At 61.0% G+C, this 16586-nt stretch carries 14 protein-coding genes; 10 read left to right on the top strand and 4 right to left on the bottom strand.

Annotated features, from left to right (window positions below):
* Nucleotides 1–5: 5 nt before the first annotated feature.
* Entirely contained in the window at nucleotides 6–605 is a 600-nt protein-coding gene (locus I6L41_RS10325) for an aminodeoxychorismate/anthranilate synthase component II (RefSeq protein ID WP_005359135.1), read from the bottom strand.
* Complete coding sequence (locus tag I6L41_RS10320; protein ID WP_216958604.1) at nucleotides 598–2232, bottom strand: anthranilate synthase component 1; 1635 nt, start codon at nucleotides 2230–2232, stop codon at nucleotides 598–600. Before I6L41_RS10320 ends, I6L41_RS10325 begins: the two co-directional genes overlap by 8 nt.
* 436 nt (nucleotides 2233–2668) lie before the next feature.
* On the opposite strand from I6L41_RS10320, the gene I6L41_RS10315 reads away from it, so the two are divergent.
* From I6L41_RS10315 to rluB, 5 genes are all read left to right on the top strand, one after another.
* Nucleotides 2669–3550: a PHP domain-containing protein gene (locus I6L41_RS10315; protein ID WP_216958601.1), complete on the top strand. Its 882-nt coding sequence runs from the start codon at nucleotides 2669–2671 to the stop codon at nucleotides 3548–3550.
* Nucleotides 3551–3656: 106 nt separating this feature from the next.
* A complete protein-coding gene (locus I6L41_RS10310) occupies nucleotides 3657–4277 on the top strand; it encodes an L-threonylcarbamoyladenylate synthase (protein ID WP_005338129.1) in 621 nt (206 codons plus the stop codon).
* A complete protein-coding gene (locus I6L41_RS10305) occupies nucleotides 4270–5139 on the top strand; it encodes a ScpA family protein (protein WP_216958599.1) in 870 nt (289 codons plus the stop codon). Before I6L41_RS10310 ends, I6L41_RS10305 begins: the two co-directional genes overlap by 8 nt.
* The gene (gene scpB / locus I6L41_RS10300; protein ID WP_005350230.1) at nucleotides 5123–5695 is read left to right on the top strand and encodes an SMC-Scp complex subunit ScpB; all 573 of its coding nucleotides are present in this window, start codon (nucleotides 5123–5125) and stop codon (nucleotides 5693–5695) included. Before I6L41_RS10305 ends, scpB begins: the two co-directional genes overlap by 17 nt.
* Before the next feature lie 134 nt (nucleotides 5696–5829).
* Entirely contained in the window at nucleotides 5830–6753 is a 924-nt protein-coding gene (gene rluB, locus I6L41_RS10295; RefSeq protein WP_216958597.1) for a 23S rRNA pseudouridine(2605) synthase RluB, read from the top strand.
* 152 nt (nucleotides 6754–6905) lie between these two features.
* Here the strand turns inward: rluB and I6L41_RS10290 are convergent, their stop codons facing one another.
* A complete protein-coding gene (locus tag I6L41_RS10290) occupies nucleotides 6906–7634 on the bottom strand; it encodes a transporter substrate-binding domain-containing protein (protein ID WP_216958592.1) in 729 nt (242 codons plus the stop codon).
* A gap of 190 nt (nucleotides 7635–7824) precedes the next feature.
* Here I6L41_RS10290 and tesB point away from each other — a divergent pair, with 190 nt between their 5' ends.
* Complete coding sequence (gene tesB, locus I6L41_RS10285; protein ID WP_005350232.1) at nucleotides 7825–8691, top strand: acyl-CoA thioesterase II; 867 nt, start codon at nucleotides 7825–7827, stop codon at nucleotides 8689–8691.
* A 78-nt stretch (nucleotides 8692–8769) separates the two neighbouring features.
* Here the strand turns inward: tesB and aceK are convergent, their stop codons facing one another.
* A complete protein-coding gene (gene aceK / locus I6L41_RS10280; protein ID WP_058059117.1) occupies nucleotides 8770–10497 on the bottom strand; it encodes a bifunctional isocitrate dehydrogenase kinase/phosphatase in 1728 nt (575 codons plus the stop codon).
* Between the two features lie 208 nt (nucleotides 10498–10705).
* Here aceK and I6L41_RS10275 point away from each other — a divergent pair, with 208 nt between their 5' ends.
* The 4 genes from I6L41_RS10275 (at nucleotide 10706) to thrC (ending at nucleotide 16407) form a co-directional block, all read left to right on the top strand.
* Nucleotides 10706–11413: a tRNA/rRNA methyltransferase gene (locus I6L41_RS10275; RefSeq protein WP_021231205.1), complete on the top strand. Its 708-nt coding sequence runs from the start codon at nucleotides 10706–10708 to the stop codon at nucleotides 11411–11413.
* Between the two features lie 250 nt (nucleotides 11414–11663).
* The gene (gene thrA, locus I6L41_RS10270; RefSeq protein WP_216958589.1) at nucleotides 11664–14123 is read left to right on the top strand and encodes a bifunctional aspartate kinase/homoserine dehydrogenase I; all 2460 of its coding nucleotides are present in this window, start codon (nucleotides 11664–11666) and stop codon (nucleotides 14121–14123) included.
* Nucleotides 14124–14125: 2 nt separating this feature from the next.
* The gene (thrB, locus tag I6L41_RS10265; protein ID WP_040065929.1) at nucleotides 14126–15136 is read left to right on the top strand and encodes a homoserine kinase; all 1011 of its coding nucleotides are present in this window, start codon (nucleotides 14126–14128) and stop codon (nucleotides 15134–15136) included.
* Complete coding sequence (gene thrC / locus I6L41_RS10260) at nucleotides 15133–16407, top strand: threonine synthase (RefSeq protein ID WP_216958586.1); 1275 nt, start codon at nucleotides 15133–15135, stop codon at nucleotides 16405–16407. Before thrB ends, thrC begins: the two co-directional genes overlap by 4 nt.
* The last annotated feature ends 179 nt before the right edge of the window (nucleotides 16408–16586 follow it).

Here is a 16586-nt window from a genome sequence, read left to right as displayed (position 1 = left end):
TCTCCTTACCGCACACTGCTTTCTGGACGGGTGATATGGGCGAGCGCCTGAGTCAGCAGACGGGCCCCTTCCGAGGTCATGATGGATTCCGGGTGGAACTGGAAGCCCAGTACCCGCTCATCCTGCTGCTCAATAGCCATGGGCATGCCCTGATAGTGGGCAATCACCGTCAGCTCTTCCGGTACATAGGTGGCGACCAGCGAGTGGTAGCGGGCCACCGGCAGCGGGCTCGGCAGACCAGCGAAGGCGCCGTGGCCGTTGTGCTCAATCAGGGACCGCTTGCCGTGGACGATCTCGCCCGCTGCGCCGACGGTGCCGCCGTAGGCTTCACACAGAGCCTGATGGCCGAGGCAGATGCCGAGGATGGGCACCTGACCGCGGGCCAGCTTGATAAGGTCAATCAGGCAGCCCGCCTCGTGGGGGGCGCCCGGCCCCGGTGAGAGCACCAGCACGGCGTCTCCTTCACAGGCAGCGATTTCGCTCATGATGCGGCTGGCCGGCAGGCTGTTGCGGTAGATCCGCACTGGATAGCCGAGGGAGCGGAACTGGTCGACGAGGTTGTAGGTAAATGAATCGAAGTTATCGAGCAGGAAGATGTTAGTCATGGCTCACGTCCTTATGTTGCTCCTGCTGGGCGCTCAGGGCTTGCAGGGAGGTGCCATGGCTGGCGGCGATGGCGGCCAGCACGGCCGCCGCCTTGGCGCGGGTTTCGTCCGCTTCTGCTTGCGGCTTGGAGTCATAGACCACCCCGGCACCGGCCTGCACATGGGCCACGCCATCTTTCACGAAAGCCGAGCGGATGACGATGCAGGTATCCATCTCGCCAGCGCCGTTGATGTAGCCGACGGCGCCGCCGTAGCTGCCGCGGCGCTTGCCTTCCACCATGCGAATAAGCTCGCTGGCGCGGATCTTGGGGGCGCCGGTGAGGGTGCCCATATTCATGCAGGCCTGATAGGCGTGCAGGGCGTCAAGGTCGGAACGCAAGGTGCCGACCACCTTGGAGACCAGATGCATCACGTGGCTGTAGCGGTCCACCTTCAGTAGCTCCTTGACGTAGCGGGTGCCGGGCTCCGAGATGCGGGCGATGTCGTTGCGGCCCAGATCTACCAGCATCAGGTGCTCGGCCACCTCTTTCTCGTCCTGACGCAGCTCCAGCTCGATGCGGCCATCGAGATCCCGGTTGATGCTGCCATCCGGGTTGAAGCCGCGGCGGCGGGTACCGGCGATGGGGTACATCTCCACATCGCGGCTGGCGGCGCAGAATTTCACCGCGCTCTCCGGCGAGGCGCCAAACAGGGTGAAGCCCTCATCCTGCACGTAGAACATGTAGGGGCTGGGATTGGTCTGTTTGAGGCGGCGATAGGCGGCCAGGGGGCTCGGGCAGGGCAGGGAGAAGCAGCGGGACGGCACCACCTGGAAGATATCGCCACGGCGGATAAAGCCCTTGAGCTTCTCCACCTCGGCACAGAACTGTTTGTCGCTCTTGTCCACGCTCATGCCGCCGGTCAGGGGCTGGGTGGTCAGCTCGGCGCAGAGGGGTTGCTGGCAAATCTGTTTAAAGTCGGTGAGCCGTTCGGTCAGGCGGGTGTATCTGTCTTCCACCAGGCTTTCGTCGCTATCGCCGCCAAAGATGCAGGCCAGCAGTTGAGTGGTGCGTTCGATATGGTCGATGGTGATCAGGGTTTCGGCCACATAGAAGCAGTAGTCGGGGCAGCTGTTGCTCCCCTCCGGCACTTCAGGCAGATCTTCAAATGAGGCGATGAGGTCGTAGGCAAAGCTGCCCGCCATAAAGAGCGCCTCTTTACCCAACTGGCAATCGAGCTCCCGCTGCAGGGTGCGTAGCACGTCCAGCACGCTGCTCCCCTTGAGGCGGGAATCTTCATCCTGCTCCCGATCGGAGGCAGGGAAGTCGAGTTGCAATTCGCCATCTACCAGCGAGCGGGCCACCACCACGGGCAGCCGTTCGGCCAGCAGGCTCTGCAACTGGGCGCCGTTGTCGTTCAGGCTGCGAACCCGCACGGTGCGGCCACGGCACTCGATGCGCAGGCAGGCATCGACCAGCAGCAGGCTCTGTTTGCCCGCCTTGGAGTCGATCTCCACCGATTCCAGCAGCAGGTTGTTGGGGCGGCCCTGACAGAGGCGGGTATAGAGCGCCAGCGGATCGGCCACATAGGGGGCGTTGAGTTTGAGGGTATCGAATTCACCCAGAGGAAGGCGATGTGTGGCTGTCATAGTGCGTTCCCTTGCGTGTGATGCTTTTTACCGATGTTCATGACGTTGAATTCCTTGAAAATTTAATTGGTCCGGGGTGGCTGGTTCAGGGGCGCCATCGCCAGGTCAGCTTGCTTGTCTGAATTCTCGGTTTCATCACAGGTCCATTTGCCGGATAATAAAAAAGCCCGCTGGGGTCAGCGGGCTTTTTCTTTGGGTTCTTAATTTGCTGTCAGATTACAGGTACAGCAACGACCACACGCCCGCATGTCAGGGAGTGTGCCACCACCAGATGGTCAGGATGGAAGTCGTTTGCATGATAAAGTCCTGTAAAAAGAAGTTTGCAATGAAGTGCCTACAGAAAACGATAAAGCCGCGGCCAAGTCAAGTCGCTTTTTAGCCTTCTTTCACCGATTTGCCATGAATGGTGACCTGACCACGAGAGCGGAATAACCTGATGAGATTCGATCTTCACTGCCATACCACTGCCTCCGACGGGGTGCTGAGCCCCGCCGAACTGGTGCGCCGCGCTGCCGAAAAACAGGTCGAGGTGTTAGCGGTTACTGACCACGATACCTTCGCCGGGCTTGATGAGGTGCGCCGCACCATCGAAGCCGAGCAACTGCCGCTGCGACTGGTGAGCGGGGTCGAGATCTCCACCGGCTGGGAGCATCACGAGATCCATATCGTGGCGCTGGGGGTGGATGAAAAAAATCCGCAGCTGACCGACTTTCTGGCTGGTCAGCTGGCCCGTCGCGAGGCGCGCGCGCTGGAAATCGGGCGTCGTCTGGAGAAGTGCCTCATCCCCGGCACCTATGAAGAGGCCAAACAGCTCGCCGGTGATGCTGCCGTGACCCGCGCCCACTTTGCACGAGTGCTGGTGGCGCGCGGGGTGGCCGACAACATGCAGAAGGTATTCAAAAAGTACCTGAGCCGTGGCAATAAAGGGTATGCCCCGGCCGAGTGGCCCGAGATGAGCGAAGCCATCGCTGCCATTCACGCCGCTGGCGGGCTGGCGGTGCTGGCCCACCCCAGCCGTTACGATCTCACCGCCAAGTGGATCAAGCGGCTGCTGGTGGCCTTCAAGGCGGTCGGTGGCGATGCCATGGAGGTCTCATTGCCCCAGCAGAGTCCGCAGGAGCGGGCCAATCTGGGCCAGTGGGCCAAGGATCACGACCTCTATATCTCGGTGGGATCGGATTTTCACTTCCCCTCCAACTGGACCGAGCTGGGCCGCCACCTCTGGCTGCCCAAAGAGGGAATGCCCGTCTGGCTGGCCTATCCCGGTCACTTTGGGCTCACCACCGAGCAACACGCCGAGCTGCTGGCAAGTCGATAACGGCGCCAGCGAAGCGGCCACAAACAGGTTAAGGTAGTGTCATGGGTCTTTGGCCCGTGACCATACGAGCGGGCAGGTATTGCTGCCCCCATTGCGAGAACAAGCTATGAGTCAGCATTTTTACGTACATCCTGAAAACCCCCAGGCCCGTCTGATCGGTCAGGCGGTACAGATCATCCAGAACGGCGGCGTGATCGTCTATCCGACCGACTCCGGCTATGCGCTGGGTTGCCAGATGGGTGACAAGGGCGCGCTGGAGCGCATCTGCCGCATTCGTCGTCTCGACGCCAACCACGACTTCACCCTGGTGTGCCGCGATCTCTCCGAGATCTCCACCTACGCCAAGGTCGACAACAGCGCGTTTCGCCTGATCAAGAACAACACCCCGGGCGCCTACACCTTCATCTTCAAGGCGACCAAAGAGGTGCCGCGCCGCCTGATGAACGAGAAGAAGAAGAGCATCGGCATCCGGGTGCCGGACAACAAGATTGCCCAGGCGCTCTTGGAAGCCCTCGGCGAGCCGCTGCTCTCTACCACATTGATCCTGCCGGACTCCGAGATGGCCGAGTTCGACCCGGAAGAGATCTTCGACAAGCTGGGCAAGCAGATCGATCTGGTGGTCAACGGTGGTTATCTGGGCGAGCAGCCCACCACTGTGGTCGATTTTTCTGACGACGAGCCGGTATTGCGTCGTCGCGGCGCCGGGGATCCGACCCCGTTTGAGTGATGTCGCTGAACCGGTGACAGTTCCTTCCGCCGAGACGGGGGCTGGCGCCGCGCTACCCATCGCAAAAGTCCTGGGGCAGCCCTATCACGAGCTGCCCCAGGACCTGTTCATCCCGCCCGATGCGCTGGAGGTGTTCCTCGATACCTTCGAGGGGCCGCTCGATCTGCTGCTCTACCTTATCCGGCGCCAGCAGCTCGATATCCTCAACCTGCCGATCCTGCAGATCACCGCCCAGTACATGGAGTATGTGGAGTTGATGCAGGGGCTCAACCTTGAGCTGGCGGCCGAATATCTGCTGATGGCGGCCTGGCTGGCGGAGATCAAATCCCGCCTGCTGCTGCCCAAGGCACCGGAGCTGGAGGATGAAGAGGAGGGAGAAGACCCGCGGGTGACCCTTATTCGCCGGCTGCAGGAGTACGAGCGCTACAAGGTAGGGGCGGAGCGGGTCAATGAGCTGCCACGGGTAGAGCGGGAGATTTATATCGCCGCTGCCTTGCCCCCCGATTTTGGTGCCCTCAAGCCACTGGCGCCCGATGTTTCGCTGGTTGAGCTCGCCCTTTACATGCAAAGTGTGGTAAAACGCGCGACTCATTTCGAACATCACCAGGTCCGCCGCGAGCAGATCCCGACCCGGGTGCGCATGGCGGAGATCCTTGCCATGCTCACGCTGGGGCAGACCCTGCGCCTTGAGCAGGTGCTGCGCGCCGAAGAGGGGCGCATGGGGGTACTGGTGACGTTTCTGGCCCTGCTGGAGCTGTGCAAGGAGCAACTGATCTGGATCCTGCAGGCAGAACCCCTTGGCCCAATCCATTTTGCATTGGCCGAGCAGAGCGAGGAGGGCAACCGTGGCGCTGCCCACTGAACGACTCAAGACCCTGATCGAAGCGGCGCTGTTCGTGGCCGGTCGTCCGCTCAATGTCAGCGAGCTGAAAAGCAGCGTGCTGGCCGATTATCCGGTGACCAGTCGCTATGTTCAGCTGCTGTTGGCCGAGATCAGGCAAGATTACAGCTCGCGGGGCGTCGAGCTCAAAGAGGTCGCCTCCGGCTGGCGCTTTCAGGCGCGTCAGGAGTATGCCGAGGAGCTATCAAGGCTCTGGAGCGAGCGTGCTCCGCGTTATTCCCGCGCCGTGATGGAGACACTGACCCTGATCGCCTATCGCCAACCCATCACCCGGGCCGAGATCGAAGCGATCCGCGGGGTGGCGGTGTCGAGCCAGATAGTGAATACCCTGAAAGAGCGTGGCTGGGTGCGCAGCATCGGCCACAAAGAGGTGGCGGGTCGCCCCGAGCTGCTCGCCACCACCAGAGAGTTTCTGGATTACTTTAATCTGCAGAGTCTGGAGCAGCTCCCCGAGCTGGATCCGGAGCTGCAACCCCTGTTGCCCTCTGCGGTGGACGGGGAGAGCGATGCCCGGTGAATGGCGCCCAAGCGTGCCGATGTCACCGGGATATACATTATTCAACTGTGGTGAGTGCTCCAACCGGCGTTTGTTACAGTTAACCCCGTTGCCCCTTTTACTAGTGGGCAGCGATCAACAATCAGGTAACCCCGATGAGTGAAAAACTGCAAAAAGTGTTGGCCCGCGCGGGTCACGGCTCCCGTCGTGAGATGGAGGCCCTGATCACCGCAGGTCGGGTCAGTGTGGATGGCAAGGTCGCCACACTGGGGGATCGCGTCGAAGTGAACGCCGTGATCCGGGTGGATGGTCACCAGGTAAAGACTCGTGCAGCAGAGGAAGTGATCTGCCGCGTACTGGCTTACCACAAACCGGAAGGGGAGATGTGTACCCGTCACGATCCGGAAGGTCGTCCCACCGTGTTTGATCGTCTGCCCAAGATGGAAGGTGCCCGCTGGATTGCGGTCGGCCGCCTCGACGTCAACACCTCAGGTCTGTTGCTGTTCACCACCGACGGTGAGCTGGCCAACCGACTGATGCACCCGAGCCACGAAGTGGAGCGGGAATATGCGGTTCGTGTCTTTGGCGAAATCACCGAAGCCATGCTGCAGCGTCTGCGCAAGGGCGTGCAGCTGGAAGATGGCACCGCCAAGTTCAACAAGATCAAACCGGCTGGCGGTGAGGGTCTGAACCAGTGGTTCAACGTCACCCTGACCGAAGGTCGCAACCGTGAAGTGCGCCGCCTGTGGGAATCCCAGGAAGTGCAGGTGAGCCGCCTGATGCGGATCCGCTACGGCGACGTCAAGCTGGACCGCGGCATCCCGCGCGGCGGCTGGCAAGAGCTGAAACTGCCAGAAGTGAACTACCTGCGCGGTCTGGTCAACCTGCCGCCGGAGACCGAATCCAAGGTCGACCTGCAGCAGGATGGCAAAACCAGCCGTCACAAGCAGGCCGCCCAGATCCGTCGCGCCGTACAGCGTCACAAAGAGATGCAGGGCAAAGAGCCCCGCGCTCGCGCCACCACCGCCCGTCGCAAGCCGCAAGCTTCTACCCGAAACTCCGGTACCGGCAACAAGTAAGCCGACAACCCGTTGCGAACTGCGCGCCGTTCAAGTGCGCAGTCGGCCAAGCAAAGGCCCGCACCAACAGGTGCGGGCCTTTTCATCTCTAGCGGGGGACCTCCAGCTGCCGGCTGGCTCCGGTCATATGGCAATGATTGCTCTCACACACCTCAGTTGGCCGGTGTCATCCACTCTTTGTTGAAGTTGCGGATAAACATCTCTCCCTCTTCATTGCGGGCGGTGACCAGATAGAAGGTGACGTTCTGGCGAAACAACGAGAGGCGGTAGAGGGCGGCGTTGTCCTCCTCCGAGAGGTTCTTTTTCGAGGTGTCGTTGATGGGCACCAGATCGACTTTGCCCTTTTTCAGCAGTTCGACACACTGGTTGAGGCGGTTGGTGGTTCTGACGATCAGCTTCTGCTCGATGGTCACCCGCTCGATAGCATCGGAGAACCACCCCTTGGGCACGCAGGCGGTTTTCTGCTGCCAGGGTGGGGATTCCAGCCCCTTCTTGTCGGGCGTGGTGTACCAGGACTGGATATCGAAGGCGATGGGGGTACTGAACAACAGGGTGTTGCTGCGCTCGTTGGTCCAGGTAAAGGGGAAGGCGGCGATAGCGTTGCCCAGCTCGATGTTTTTAAGTCCTCTCGGCCAGGGCTGGTAGGAGACCCTCAGATCCGGGTGGCCTGCCGCTTTGAGAGTGGTGAGCACCTTGCTTGCCAGCTCGCCGCCATTGGCCAGCGTCGCTGAAGAGTAGGGGGGCAATTCGCCGGTGATAATTACCGCGCTCTGCACAGTGGCGGCCGGGAGCAGCGAAAGAGCAAACAGGGTGGCACGAAGGCGAAGGGACGAGCGGAGTCGATAAGTGGCAGAGGGCGTTACCGGATAACGGATGTGCATGGCGGGTGACCTCACCTCTATCGATTGCTGACAGCGTAGCGGTTTCGGCAGGGAAAAAACAGACTCGATAAATGCTGTTGGTCGCGGTGTATGGCCCTTGAAGTTCCCTTTGGCGGGCGGAAGGGGCTGTGGCGGTTGCTCTGCTCCGGTGAGCTTGTTAGCCTGTGCGGCTCTGATAGAGGAGTGAACAATGAGCAAGGTACTTGATGAGCTGCTGGCGTTGCTGGCGCTGGAAAAAATCGAGGAGGGCCTGTTTCGGGGCCAGAGCCAGGATCTCGGTCTGCGGGCCGTGTTTGGCGGACAGGTAATGGGGCAGGCCTTGTCAGCTGCCAAGCAGACGGTCGAGACCGGCCGTCAGGTTCACAGTTTTCACTCCTACTTCCTGCGTCCGGGGGATGTGACCCGTCCCATCGTCTATGACGTGGAGAATATCCGCGACGGCCAGACCGTCTCCACCCGCCGGGTCAAGGCGATTCAGGGCGGCAAGCCCATCTTCTATCTCAACGCCTCGTTTCAGGTGCCGGCCGATGGTTTCGAGCATCAGGTGCAGATGCCCACCGGCATCACTCCGCCGGAGGAGCTCAAGAGCGAGCTCGAGCTGGTGCGCCCCTACGAGAACCTGATCCCGGCCTCCCTGCGCGACAAGATCCTCTGCGAGCAGCCCATCGAGATGCGCCCGGTGACTCTGGTCGACCCTATTCGGCCGACGGTGCAGGATCCGGTGCGCCACGTCTGGTTCAAGGCCAACGGTCAGATGCCGGACGATCTGCGGGTGCACAAATACCTGCTGGCCTACGCCTCCGACTTCAACTTCCTGCTCACCTCGCTGCAGCCCCACGGGGTGTCGTACTGGGAGCCGGATATGCAGGTGGCCACCATCGATCACTCCATGTGGTTCCACCGGGATTTCCGCTTCGACGACTGGCTGCTCTACGTGGTAGACAGCCCGAGCGCCAGCAGCGGCCGAGGTCTGGTGCGCGGTCAGTTCTTTACCCGTGACGGCATGCTGGTGGCGAGCACCATGCAGGAGGGGGTGATCCGCCGTCGCGGCAGTTAAGGCGCAAAGCGGATAGCAAAACGGGGTGGCTTGGGCCACCCCGTTTTCGTTGCTGCGATGTGCGCGGGCGCTGCGGGATCAGCCGCCGCGCTGGTATTTGAAGCGCTTCTTGCGCCGGTAGGGATAGACATCCTCGAACACCCCCACCTTGATGTTGCTCTGCAGCATCTTCCAGTAGTTGGCGTCGAACATCTCCTTGTGCAGTTGCAACATGATCTCCCGCACCTGCGGCTTTTGCAGCAGGAAGGTGGCGAACTCCTCGGGGAAGATGTCGTTGGGGGCGACCGAGTACCAGGGCTCGGCGCTCCACTCATCCTCGGGGTAGCGCGGCGGCGGGATCTGGCGGAAGTTGCACTCCGTCATGTAGCAGATCTCGTCATAGTCGTAGAAAACCACCCGGCCGTGGCGGGTGACGCCAAAGTTCTTGAACAGCATGTCCCCCGGGAAGATGTTGGCCGCCGCCAGCTGCTTGATGGCGTTGCCGTACTCCTCCAGCGCGAGGCGGGTCTGCTGCTCGTCCGCCTTGTCCAGATAGAGGTTGAGAGGGATCATCTTGCGCTCGGTGTAGAGGTGCTTGATCACCAGCTTGTCGTCGCTGATGGTGAGGGCCGAGGGTGCAACCGTCTTGAGCTCGGCAAGGAGCTCCGGCGAGATGCGATCGAGTGGAAACTCGAAGTTGGTGAACTCCTGGGTATCGGCCATCCGGCCCACCCGATCGTGCTGTTTAACCAGCCTGTATTTTGCCTTCACCTGCTCGTGGCTCACATCCTTGGGGGGCGTGAACTCGTCTTTTATCACCTTGAACACCACATCGTAGGAGGGGAGGGTAAACACGCTCATCACCATCCCCTTGATGCCGGGGGCGATGATGAACTGATCCCGACTCTGGGCCAGATGGTGACGGTAGTGGCGATAGAGCTCGGTCTTGCCGTGCTTCTGGCAGCCGATGGCGTTGTAGATCTCGTAATCGGGCTTGTGGGGCATGATCTGGCGCAGGAAGGCGACAAACAGTGCCGGTTCGCGGGCATAAACCATGAAATAGGCGCGGGCGAAGCCAAACACGATGGAGGCGAGATCCGGCTCGAAGATCACCGTGTCCACATAGATGCTGTGGCCGGTGCTGAGCAGGGGCAGGATAAAGGGGAACACCTGATCCCGGGCCCGGATCAGTCCCACCAGATAGGCCCCCTTGTTGCGGTAGAACACCTCTTTGAGGAGCTCGATGGCAAAGGGTTCGTCATGGAGTATTTGCGGGCCGTTCTCCGCAAGATGGCGGTGGATGTCGACAATATCCCGCTGCTTGTCCTCGTAGGGGAGGGTGAAGCTGTAATCACCCAAAAGTTGGCTCAAAGTCTGCGGCAAGTGGGCGAGATCGGTGCGATAGATGCGCAGCAGGGCGCTCAGGTCCGGTTTTTCGCCACGGCTGACAAAGGGGTGGATATAGAGGTTCTCGTCACGGATATTGCGATGGCGAAAGATCCGGCGATAGACGGAGTTGAAGAAGGACTCCGCCACCTCGAAGTTGTCACAACGGGGCAGCAGATCGCTGAAGGCGCTTTTGACCCGCTTGAGCAGCTCCTGAGTGGCGTGATGCTCACCCATCATCTGGCGGATGGAGCTGGCGGTGGCCCCCACATGGTGGTCATAGAGGCGAATACGCTCGCGCCCGGCGAGCTGCACTCCCAGCCAGTCACTGTTCTCGAAGCGGCTCTTGCTGCCCTGGGTTATCTCGAGAAACCGGCTGTAAAACGACTCGAAGCGTTGCAAGATAGTCTCGGCGACGGCCTGTTCCAATGGCTGCTGCATCTCTCTCTCTTCCTTGTGATCTGTCGGGCCGATAGCGCGAAGGATTGGGTGTAATTTGTTCACACGTCAGGCCACTATCGCAACATTCAAACGTCTGTTCAAGTGGCAATTTTCGGGGATAAACGGTAGATTGCGCCCCTGTTTTGGTGATGGTTTAGCGACTGTTTGCTGTCTGTTTGAGAGGCCGTCCGGCCTGTGAGGAAACCCGATGAAGCTCTATTTTGTCCTGGTGGCACCTGCCCGTCCTGCGAACGTGGGGGCGGCGGCCCGCGCCATGAAAACCATGGGATTCGATGCCATGCGACTGGTGGCGAGCCGGGTACACGAAGAGGAGGAGGCGAGCTGGGTAGCTCACGGCGCTCAGGAGATCCTGACTCAGGCCGAAGCGTTCGATACCCTGCCCGAGGCGCTGGCGGACATGGATCTGGTGATCGCCACCACAGCCCGTGAGCGCGGTCGCTACCAGCACTACCTCACGCCGGGGGAGATCCGCGAGCAGATCCGCAGCAAGCCTTCACTCAACAAGGTGGCCATCGTCTTTGGCTGCGAGGAGTCGGGGCTCTCCAACGAGCAGTTGGCCGAGGTCGATCTCATCAGCTATCTGCCCCTCAAGGTGAGCTACCCGTCCCTCAATCTGGGGCAGGCGATCATGCTCTACGCCTACGAGATGAGTCAGCTGATGGATGAGCTGAACGCCGACGGCGCCGCTGCGGTAGCAGAAAATTTTGATAACGCCGGGCAGGTTCGGGTGCTGAAAAGCAAAACAGCAGAATTACTTGGTGAACTCGGAGTTTCACAGGATGAAAAACTGCATCAGTGGGTGATGGACCGGGTGCCCATGCTGCCGCAGCGGGATTTGAACATGCTCCACCTGCTCTGCAAAGACCTTGCGCGCAAACTTGGTAAAGAGGTTTAAGTTGACAGCCCATCGCCCGCCGCGGTATTGCTAAAAGCCAGCTTCGTCAACGAGTGTTCGTCATGCAGTTATTCACCAACGTTATCACCACCACCATTATTACCGGTACCACCACAGGTGGCACTGGGGCCGGTTGATGCGCTGACGAACAAGCACAGAAATCAAAAAAGGCCCGTACCCACCCAGTACGGGCCTTTTTGTTGGATTGGTTTTTAGATTGAATTTCATAGATTTACAGGGAGAGAAAGCGATGAGAGTGTTGAAATTTGGCGGGTCTTCACTGGCCGATGCAGAGCGTTTTTTACGGGTGGCCGATATCGCGGTCAACACCCACGGCCAATCTCAGGTAGCCCTGGTGCTCTCTGCACCTGCCAAGGTGACCAATCATCTGGTGGCGCTGGTGGAACAGACCAGCCGCGGCATGGATGCCAGTTCCACCCTGTTTGAAGTCAACGGCATCTTCTCCCGCCTGCTGGCCGGGTTGAAGGCGGCCTATCCGGCGCTCGATGACAAGGCGCTGCTGGCCCGTCTCACCAGCGAACTGGATCAGGTTGAGCGGCTGATGCAGGGCATTCGTCTGCTGGGCCTCTGCCCGGACAACGTGCAGGCGCGCATTCTGAGCCGTGGCGAGAACCTTTCCATCGCCTTTATGCACGAACTGCTGCGGGTGCGCGGTCTGGATCTGGAGCTGATCGTACCGGAAGAGCTGCTGGTGACCGATGGCGGTTATCTGGAAGCCCACGTCGATATTGAAGCCTCCCGCCTGCGCTTTGCCGCCAAGGGGCTGCGTAGCGATTGCCTCTACCTGATGCCGGGCTTTACCGGTGGCAGCGACAAGGGCGAGACCGTGCTGCTGGGCCGTAACGGCTCCGACTACAGCGCCGCCGTCTTGGCTGCCTGTGTCGATGCCGAGTGCTGCGAGATCTGGACTGACGTCGAGGGCTGCTACAGCTGCGACCCCCGTCTGGTGCCTGATGCCTACCTGCTGAAAACCCTCTCCTACAAGGAGGCGATGGAGCTCTCCTACTTCGGCGCCAAGGTGCTGCACCCGAAAACTATCGCGCCGGTGGCCCAGTTCCATATTCCCTGCCTCATCAAGAACAGCTTCAACCCGCAGGGGCCGGGCACCCTGATCGGCCCCGAGAGCGGCGAAGATGACCTGAAAGTGAAGGCCATCTCCGACTTGTCCGGCATGTGCATGTTCAACGTTTCCGGCCCCGGCATGAAGGGGATGGTCGGCATGGCCGGTCGCATCTTCTCCGCCGTCTCCCGCGCCGGGGTCAGTATCGTGCTGATCACCCAGTCATCCTCCGAGTACAGCGTCAGCTTCTGTATCCACAGCTACGACAGTGAGAAGACCCGCAAGGTGCTGGAGCGCGAGTTCGAGCTGGAGTTCAAAAACCAGCTGCTGGAGCCGCTGGATATCATCAGCGATCTGGCGATCATCTCCCTCATCGGTGACGGCATGCGCACCAGCAAGGGGATGGCGGCCCGCTTCTTCACCTCACTGGCGCAAGCCTCCATCAATATCGTCGCTATCGCGCAGGGGTCGAGCGAGCGCTCCATCTCGGCGGTGGTGCGGGATCGCAAGGTGGCGGAAGCCATCAAGGCGTGCCACCAGAACTTCTTTGGCAGCCAGCAGTTTATCGATCTCTTTGTGGTCGGGGTCGGCGGCGTCGGTGCCGCGCTGGTGGATCAGATTGCCCGCCAGCAACCGGTACTGGCCGAGCAGGGCACTGGCCTGCGGGTGGTCGGCATCGCCAACAGCCGCCAGATGGCGGTCAACAAGGATGGTCTGAACCTCGCCAACTGGCGGGAACAGCTGGCGGAAGCCCGCGACAGCTTCTCGCTGGAAGGGGTGAAAAAGCTGGTGGAAGATAGCCATATCATCAACCCGGTGATCGTTGACTGCACCTCCTCCGAGGCGGTGGCCGTCCAGTACGCCGACTTCCTCGCCGCCGGTTTCCACGTGGTCACCCCGAACAAGAAGGCCAACACCGGCTCGCTCGATTACTACAAGGCGCTGCGCCGCACTGCCCGCCAGACTCGCCGCAAGTTCCTGTACGAGACCAACGTCGGCGCCGGTTTGCCTGTTATCGAGAACCTGCAGAACCTCATCAAGGCCGGTGACAAGCTGCGAGCCTTCGACGGCATTCTGTCCGGTTCGCTCTCCTTTATCTTCGGCAAGCTGGACGAGGGGATGGCCTTCTCCGAGGCGACCCAAATCGCCCGCAGCAACGGCTTTACCGAGCCGGATCCCCGCGACGATCTCAACGGCATGGATGTGGCGCGAAAGCTCTTGATCCTGGCTCGTGAGGCTGGCATGGCGCTGGAGCTCTCCGATGTGGAGGTGGAGCAGGCGCTGCCACCCGGCTTTGATGTGAGCGGCGACGTGGAAGCCTTTATGGCCCGCCTGCCGGAGGCTGACGGCTGGTTCCGCGACCAGTTCGCCGCGGCCCAGCGTGAAGGCAAGGTGCTGCGCTATGTGGGCTCCATCGAGGGTGGCAAGTGCAAGGTCGCCATCAAGGCGGTCGGTGCCGACGAGCCGCTGTTCAAGGTCAAAGACGGGGAGAACGCGCTCGCCTTCTTCTCCACCTACTACCAGCCGATCCCGCTGGTGCTGCGCGGCTACGGCGCCGGTACCGAAGTGACCGCGGCGGGCGTCTTTGCCGACGTGCTGCGCACCCAGAACTGGAAGCAGGAGCTATAAGCATGAGTTCAGACATGTACCCCTCTTATATGACGGAAGGCGCCATGGGTAATGACAGAAGTGTGGTCGCCTATGCCCCCGCCTCCAGCGCCAACCTGAGCGTGGGATTCGATGTACTGGGGGCGGCGCTCGCCCCCGTGGATGGCTCTCTGCTCGGCGATCGGGTGCAGGTAAAAGCGGCTGACGTGCCGTTCGCCCTCTCCGCCGTGGGCCGCTACGCCCACAAGCTGCCGGACGATCCGAAAAAGAATATCCTGTTCGACTGCTGGGTGGCCTATGGCGAGGCGCTGGAGAAGCGCGGCCTTGGTCTCAAGCCGCTCGAGATGGTGCTGGAGAAGAACCTGCCGGTCGGCTCGGGTCTGGGTTCCAGCGCCTGCAGCGTGGTGGCGGCGCTGGAAGGGCTCAACGCCTTTCACGGCGAGCCGCTCGACGAGCACGCCCTGCTGCTGCTGATGGGTGAGATGGAGGGGCGCATCTCCGGCTCCGTCCACTACGACAACGTCGCCCCCTGTTATCTCGGCGGCATGCAGCTGGTGGTGGAGGAGGCGGGCGTTATCAGCCAGGGCATTCCGGTGTTTGACGAGTGGTACTGGGTGGTCTGCTACCCGGGCACTGTGGTCTCTACCGCCGCGGCCCGCGCCATTCTGCCGGCCCAATATCGCCGTCAGGATTGCCTCACCTACGGTCGCCGTCTGGCTGCCTTTGTCCACGCCAGCTACACCGGGCAGGAGCCGCTGGCCGCTAGCGTCTTGAAAGACGTGATTGCAGAGCCCTACCGCGCGGCGCTGATCGAAGGCTTTGCCGAGGTGCGGGCGCAGGCGGCCCAGAACGGGGCGCTGGCTACCGGCATCTCCGGCTCCGGCCCCACCGTGTTCGTGGTGATGAAGGAGCTGGCGCAGGCCGAGCGGATGAAGGATTGGATGGAAGCACATTTTGTGCAGAACGAAGATGGATTTGCCCGGGTCTGCAAACTGGACATGGCCGGGGCACGGGTAACAGGAAGCGAGCTATGAATCTCTACAACATCAAGGACAACAGCGAACAGGTGAGCTTCGCGCAGGCGGTGCGTCAGGGCTTGGGTCGCGAACAGGGGCTCTTCTTCCCCGAACAACTCGAACCGCTCGCCGATGTGGATGCCCTGCTGGATCTGCCGCTGGCCGAACGCTCCGCCCGCATCCTGAGCCACCTGCTGAGGGACGAAGTGCCCGCCGCGAAGGTGAGCGAACTTGTCAACGCCGCCTTCACCTTCCCGGCGCCGCTGGTGAAACTCAAGGATGGCACCTATGCCCTCGAGCTGTTCCACGGCCCGACTCTGGCGTTCAAGGATTTCGGCGGCCGCTTTATGGCCCAGTGCCTCGCGGCCTTTAGAACCAACGACAAGATTACTATCCTCACCGCCACCTCCGGCGACACCGGCGCCGCCGTGGCCCACGCCTTCTTCGGGCTGGAGGGGATCGAGGTAGTGATCCTCTATCCCAAGGGCAAGATCAGCCCGTTGCAGGAGAAGCTCTTTTGCACCCTTGGCGGCAATATCCGCACCATCGCCATCGATGGCGACTTCGATGCCTGTCAGGCGCTGGTAAAACAGGCCTTTGACGACGAGGCGCTGAAAAAGGCCATTGGCCTCAACTCCGCCAACTCCATCAATATCAGCCGTCTGCTGGCGCAGGTTTGCTACTACTTCGAGGCGGTGGCCCAGCTGCCGAAAGCCGATCGCGCCAAGGCGGTCATCAGCGTGCCGTCCGGCAACTTTGGCAACCTCACCGCAGGTCTTATCGCCAAGGCGCTGGGGCTGCCGGTGAAGCGCTTTATCGCCGCCACCAACGCCAACGACACCGTGCCGCGCTACCTGAAAACCGGTCAGTGGGAGCCGCACCAGACAGTGGCAACCCTGTCGAATGCCATGGATGTCAGCCGCCCCAACAACTGGCCACGAGTAGAAGAGCTGTGCCGCCGCAAGGGCTGGGCGCTGGAGACCCTGGGTTCTGGTATGCGTGACGATGCCCAGACCCGCGCTGCGCTCAAACGCCTGCACCAGCTGGATTACCTCTGCGAACCCCATGGCGCCATTGCCTGGGATCTGCTGGGGGAACAGCTGGCTGAGGACGAAGTGGGAGTGTTCCTCTGCACCGCCCATCCCGCCAAGTTCAAGGAGTCGGTGGACGAGATCCTGCATCTGGATGTACCGCTGCCCGGCCCGCTCGCCAAGCACGCCGAGCTGCCGCTGCTCTCCGTTAATTTGCCAGCGGAGTTTGCCCAGTTAAGAGCGTTTTTGGTGGGTTAACTGCCGCTTTGAGATAATCGATAGAAATACCCCCCCGGTAACGGGGGGGGATATATTGAGATGTATGAGATTAATCAGGGACGAGGTGCAATCCGAAGAATGGTATTTCCATTTCTGAATCAGATTGTTTCCTCCTAAAAGAAGTTACTTAGAGATTTCTGGCTTTGCATTATATTTTT

The organism is Aeromonas sp. FDAARGOS 1411, from assembly GCF_019047125.1.
In the GTDB taxonomy this organism is placed as follows: domain Bacteria; phylum Pseudomonadota; class Gammaproteobacteria; order Enterobacterales; family Aeromonadaceae; genus Aeromonas; species Aeromonas veronii.
The sequence above is the reverse complement of the archived record's forward strand: the minus strand, read 5'-3'. Positions and strand labels throughout refer to the sequence as shown.

Bases quoted from the DNA above. Each gene is read 5' to 3' on its own strand.
- I6L41_RS10320 (WP_216958604.1), bottom strand. From the start codon at position 2,232: ATGACAGCCACACATCGCCTTCCTCTGGGTGAATTCGATACCCTCAAA.
- I6L41_RS10275 (WP_021231205.1), top strand. From the start codon at position 10,706: ATGAAGCTCTATTTTGTCCTGGTGGCACCTGCCCGTCCTGCGAACGTG.
- thrA (WP_216958589.1), top strand. From the start codon at position 11,664: ATGAGAGTGTTGAAATTTGGCGGGTCTTCACTGGCCGATGCAGAGCGT.
- I6L41_RS10315 (WP_216958601.1), top strand. From the start codon at position 2,669: ATGAGATTCGATCTTCACTGCCATACCACTGCCTCCGACGGGGTGCTG.
- I6L41_RS10310 (WP_005338129.1), top strand. From the start codon at position 3,657: ATGAGTCAGCATTTTTACGTACATCCTGAAAACCCCCAGGCCCGTCTG.
- I6L41_RS10290 (WP_216958592.1), bottom strand. From the start codon at position 7,634: ATGCACATCCGTTATCCGGTAACGCCCTCTGCCACTTATCGACTCCGC.
- rluB (WP_216958597.1), top strand. From the start codon at position 5,830: ATGAGTGAAAAACTGCAAAAAGTGTTGGCCCGCGCGGGTCACGGCTCC.
- thrB (WP_040065929.1), top strand. From the start codon at position 14,126: ATGAGTTCAGACATGTACCCCTCTTATATGACGGAAGGCGCCATGGGT.
- tesB (WP_005350232.1), top strand. From the start codon at position 7,825: ATGAGCAAGGTACTTGATGAGCTGCTGGCGTTGCTGGCGCTGGAAAAA.
- I6L41_RS10325 (WP_005359135.1), bottom strand. From the start codon at position 605: ATGACTAACATCTTCCTGCTCGATAACTTCGATTCATTTACCTACAAC.
- thrC (WP_216958586.1), top strand. From the start codon at position 15,133: ATGAATCTCTACAACATCAAGGACAACAGCGAACAGGTGAGCTTCGCG.
- aceK (WP_058059117.1), bottom strand. From the start codon at position 10,497: ATGCAGCAGCCATTGGAACAGGCCGTCGCCGAGACTATCTTGCAACGC.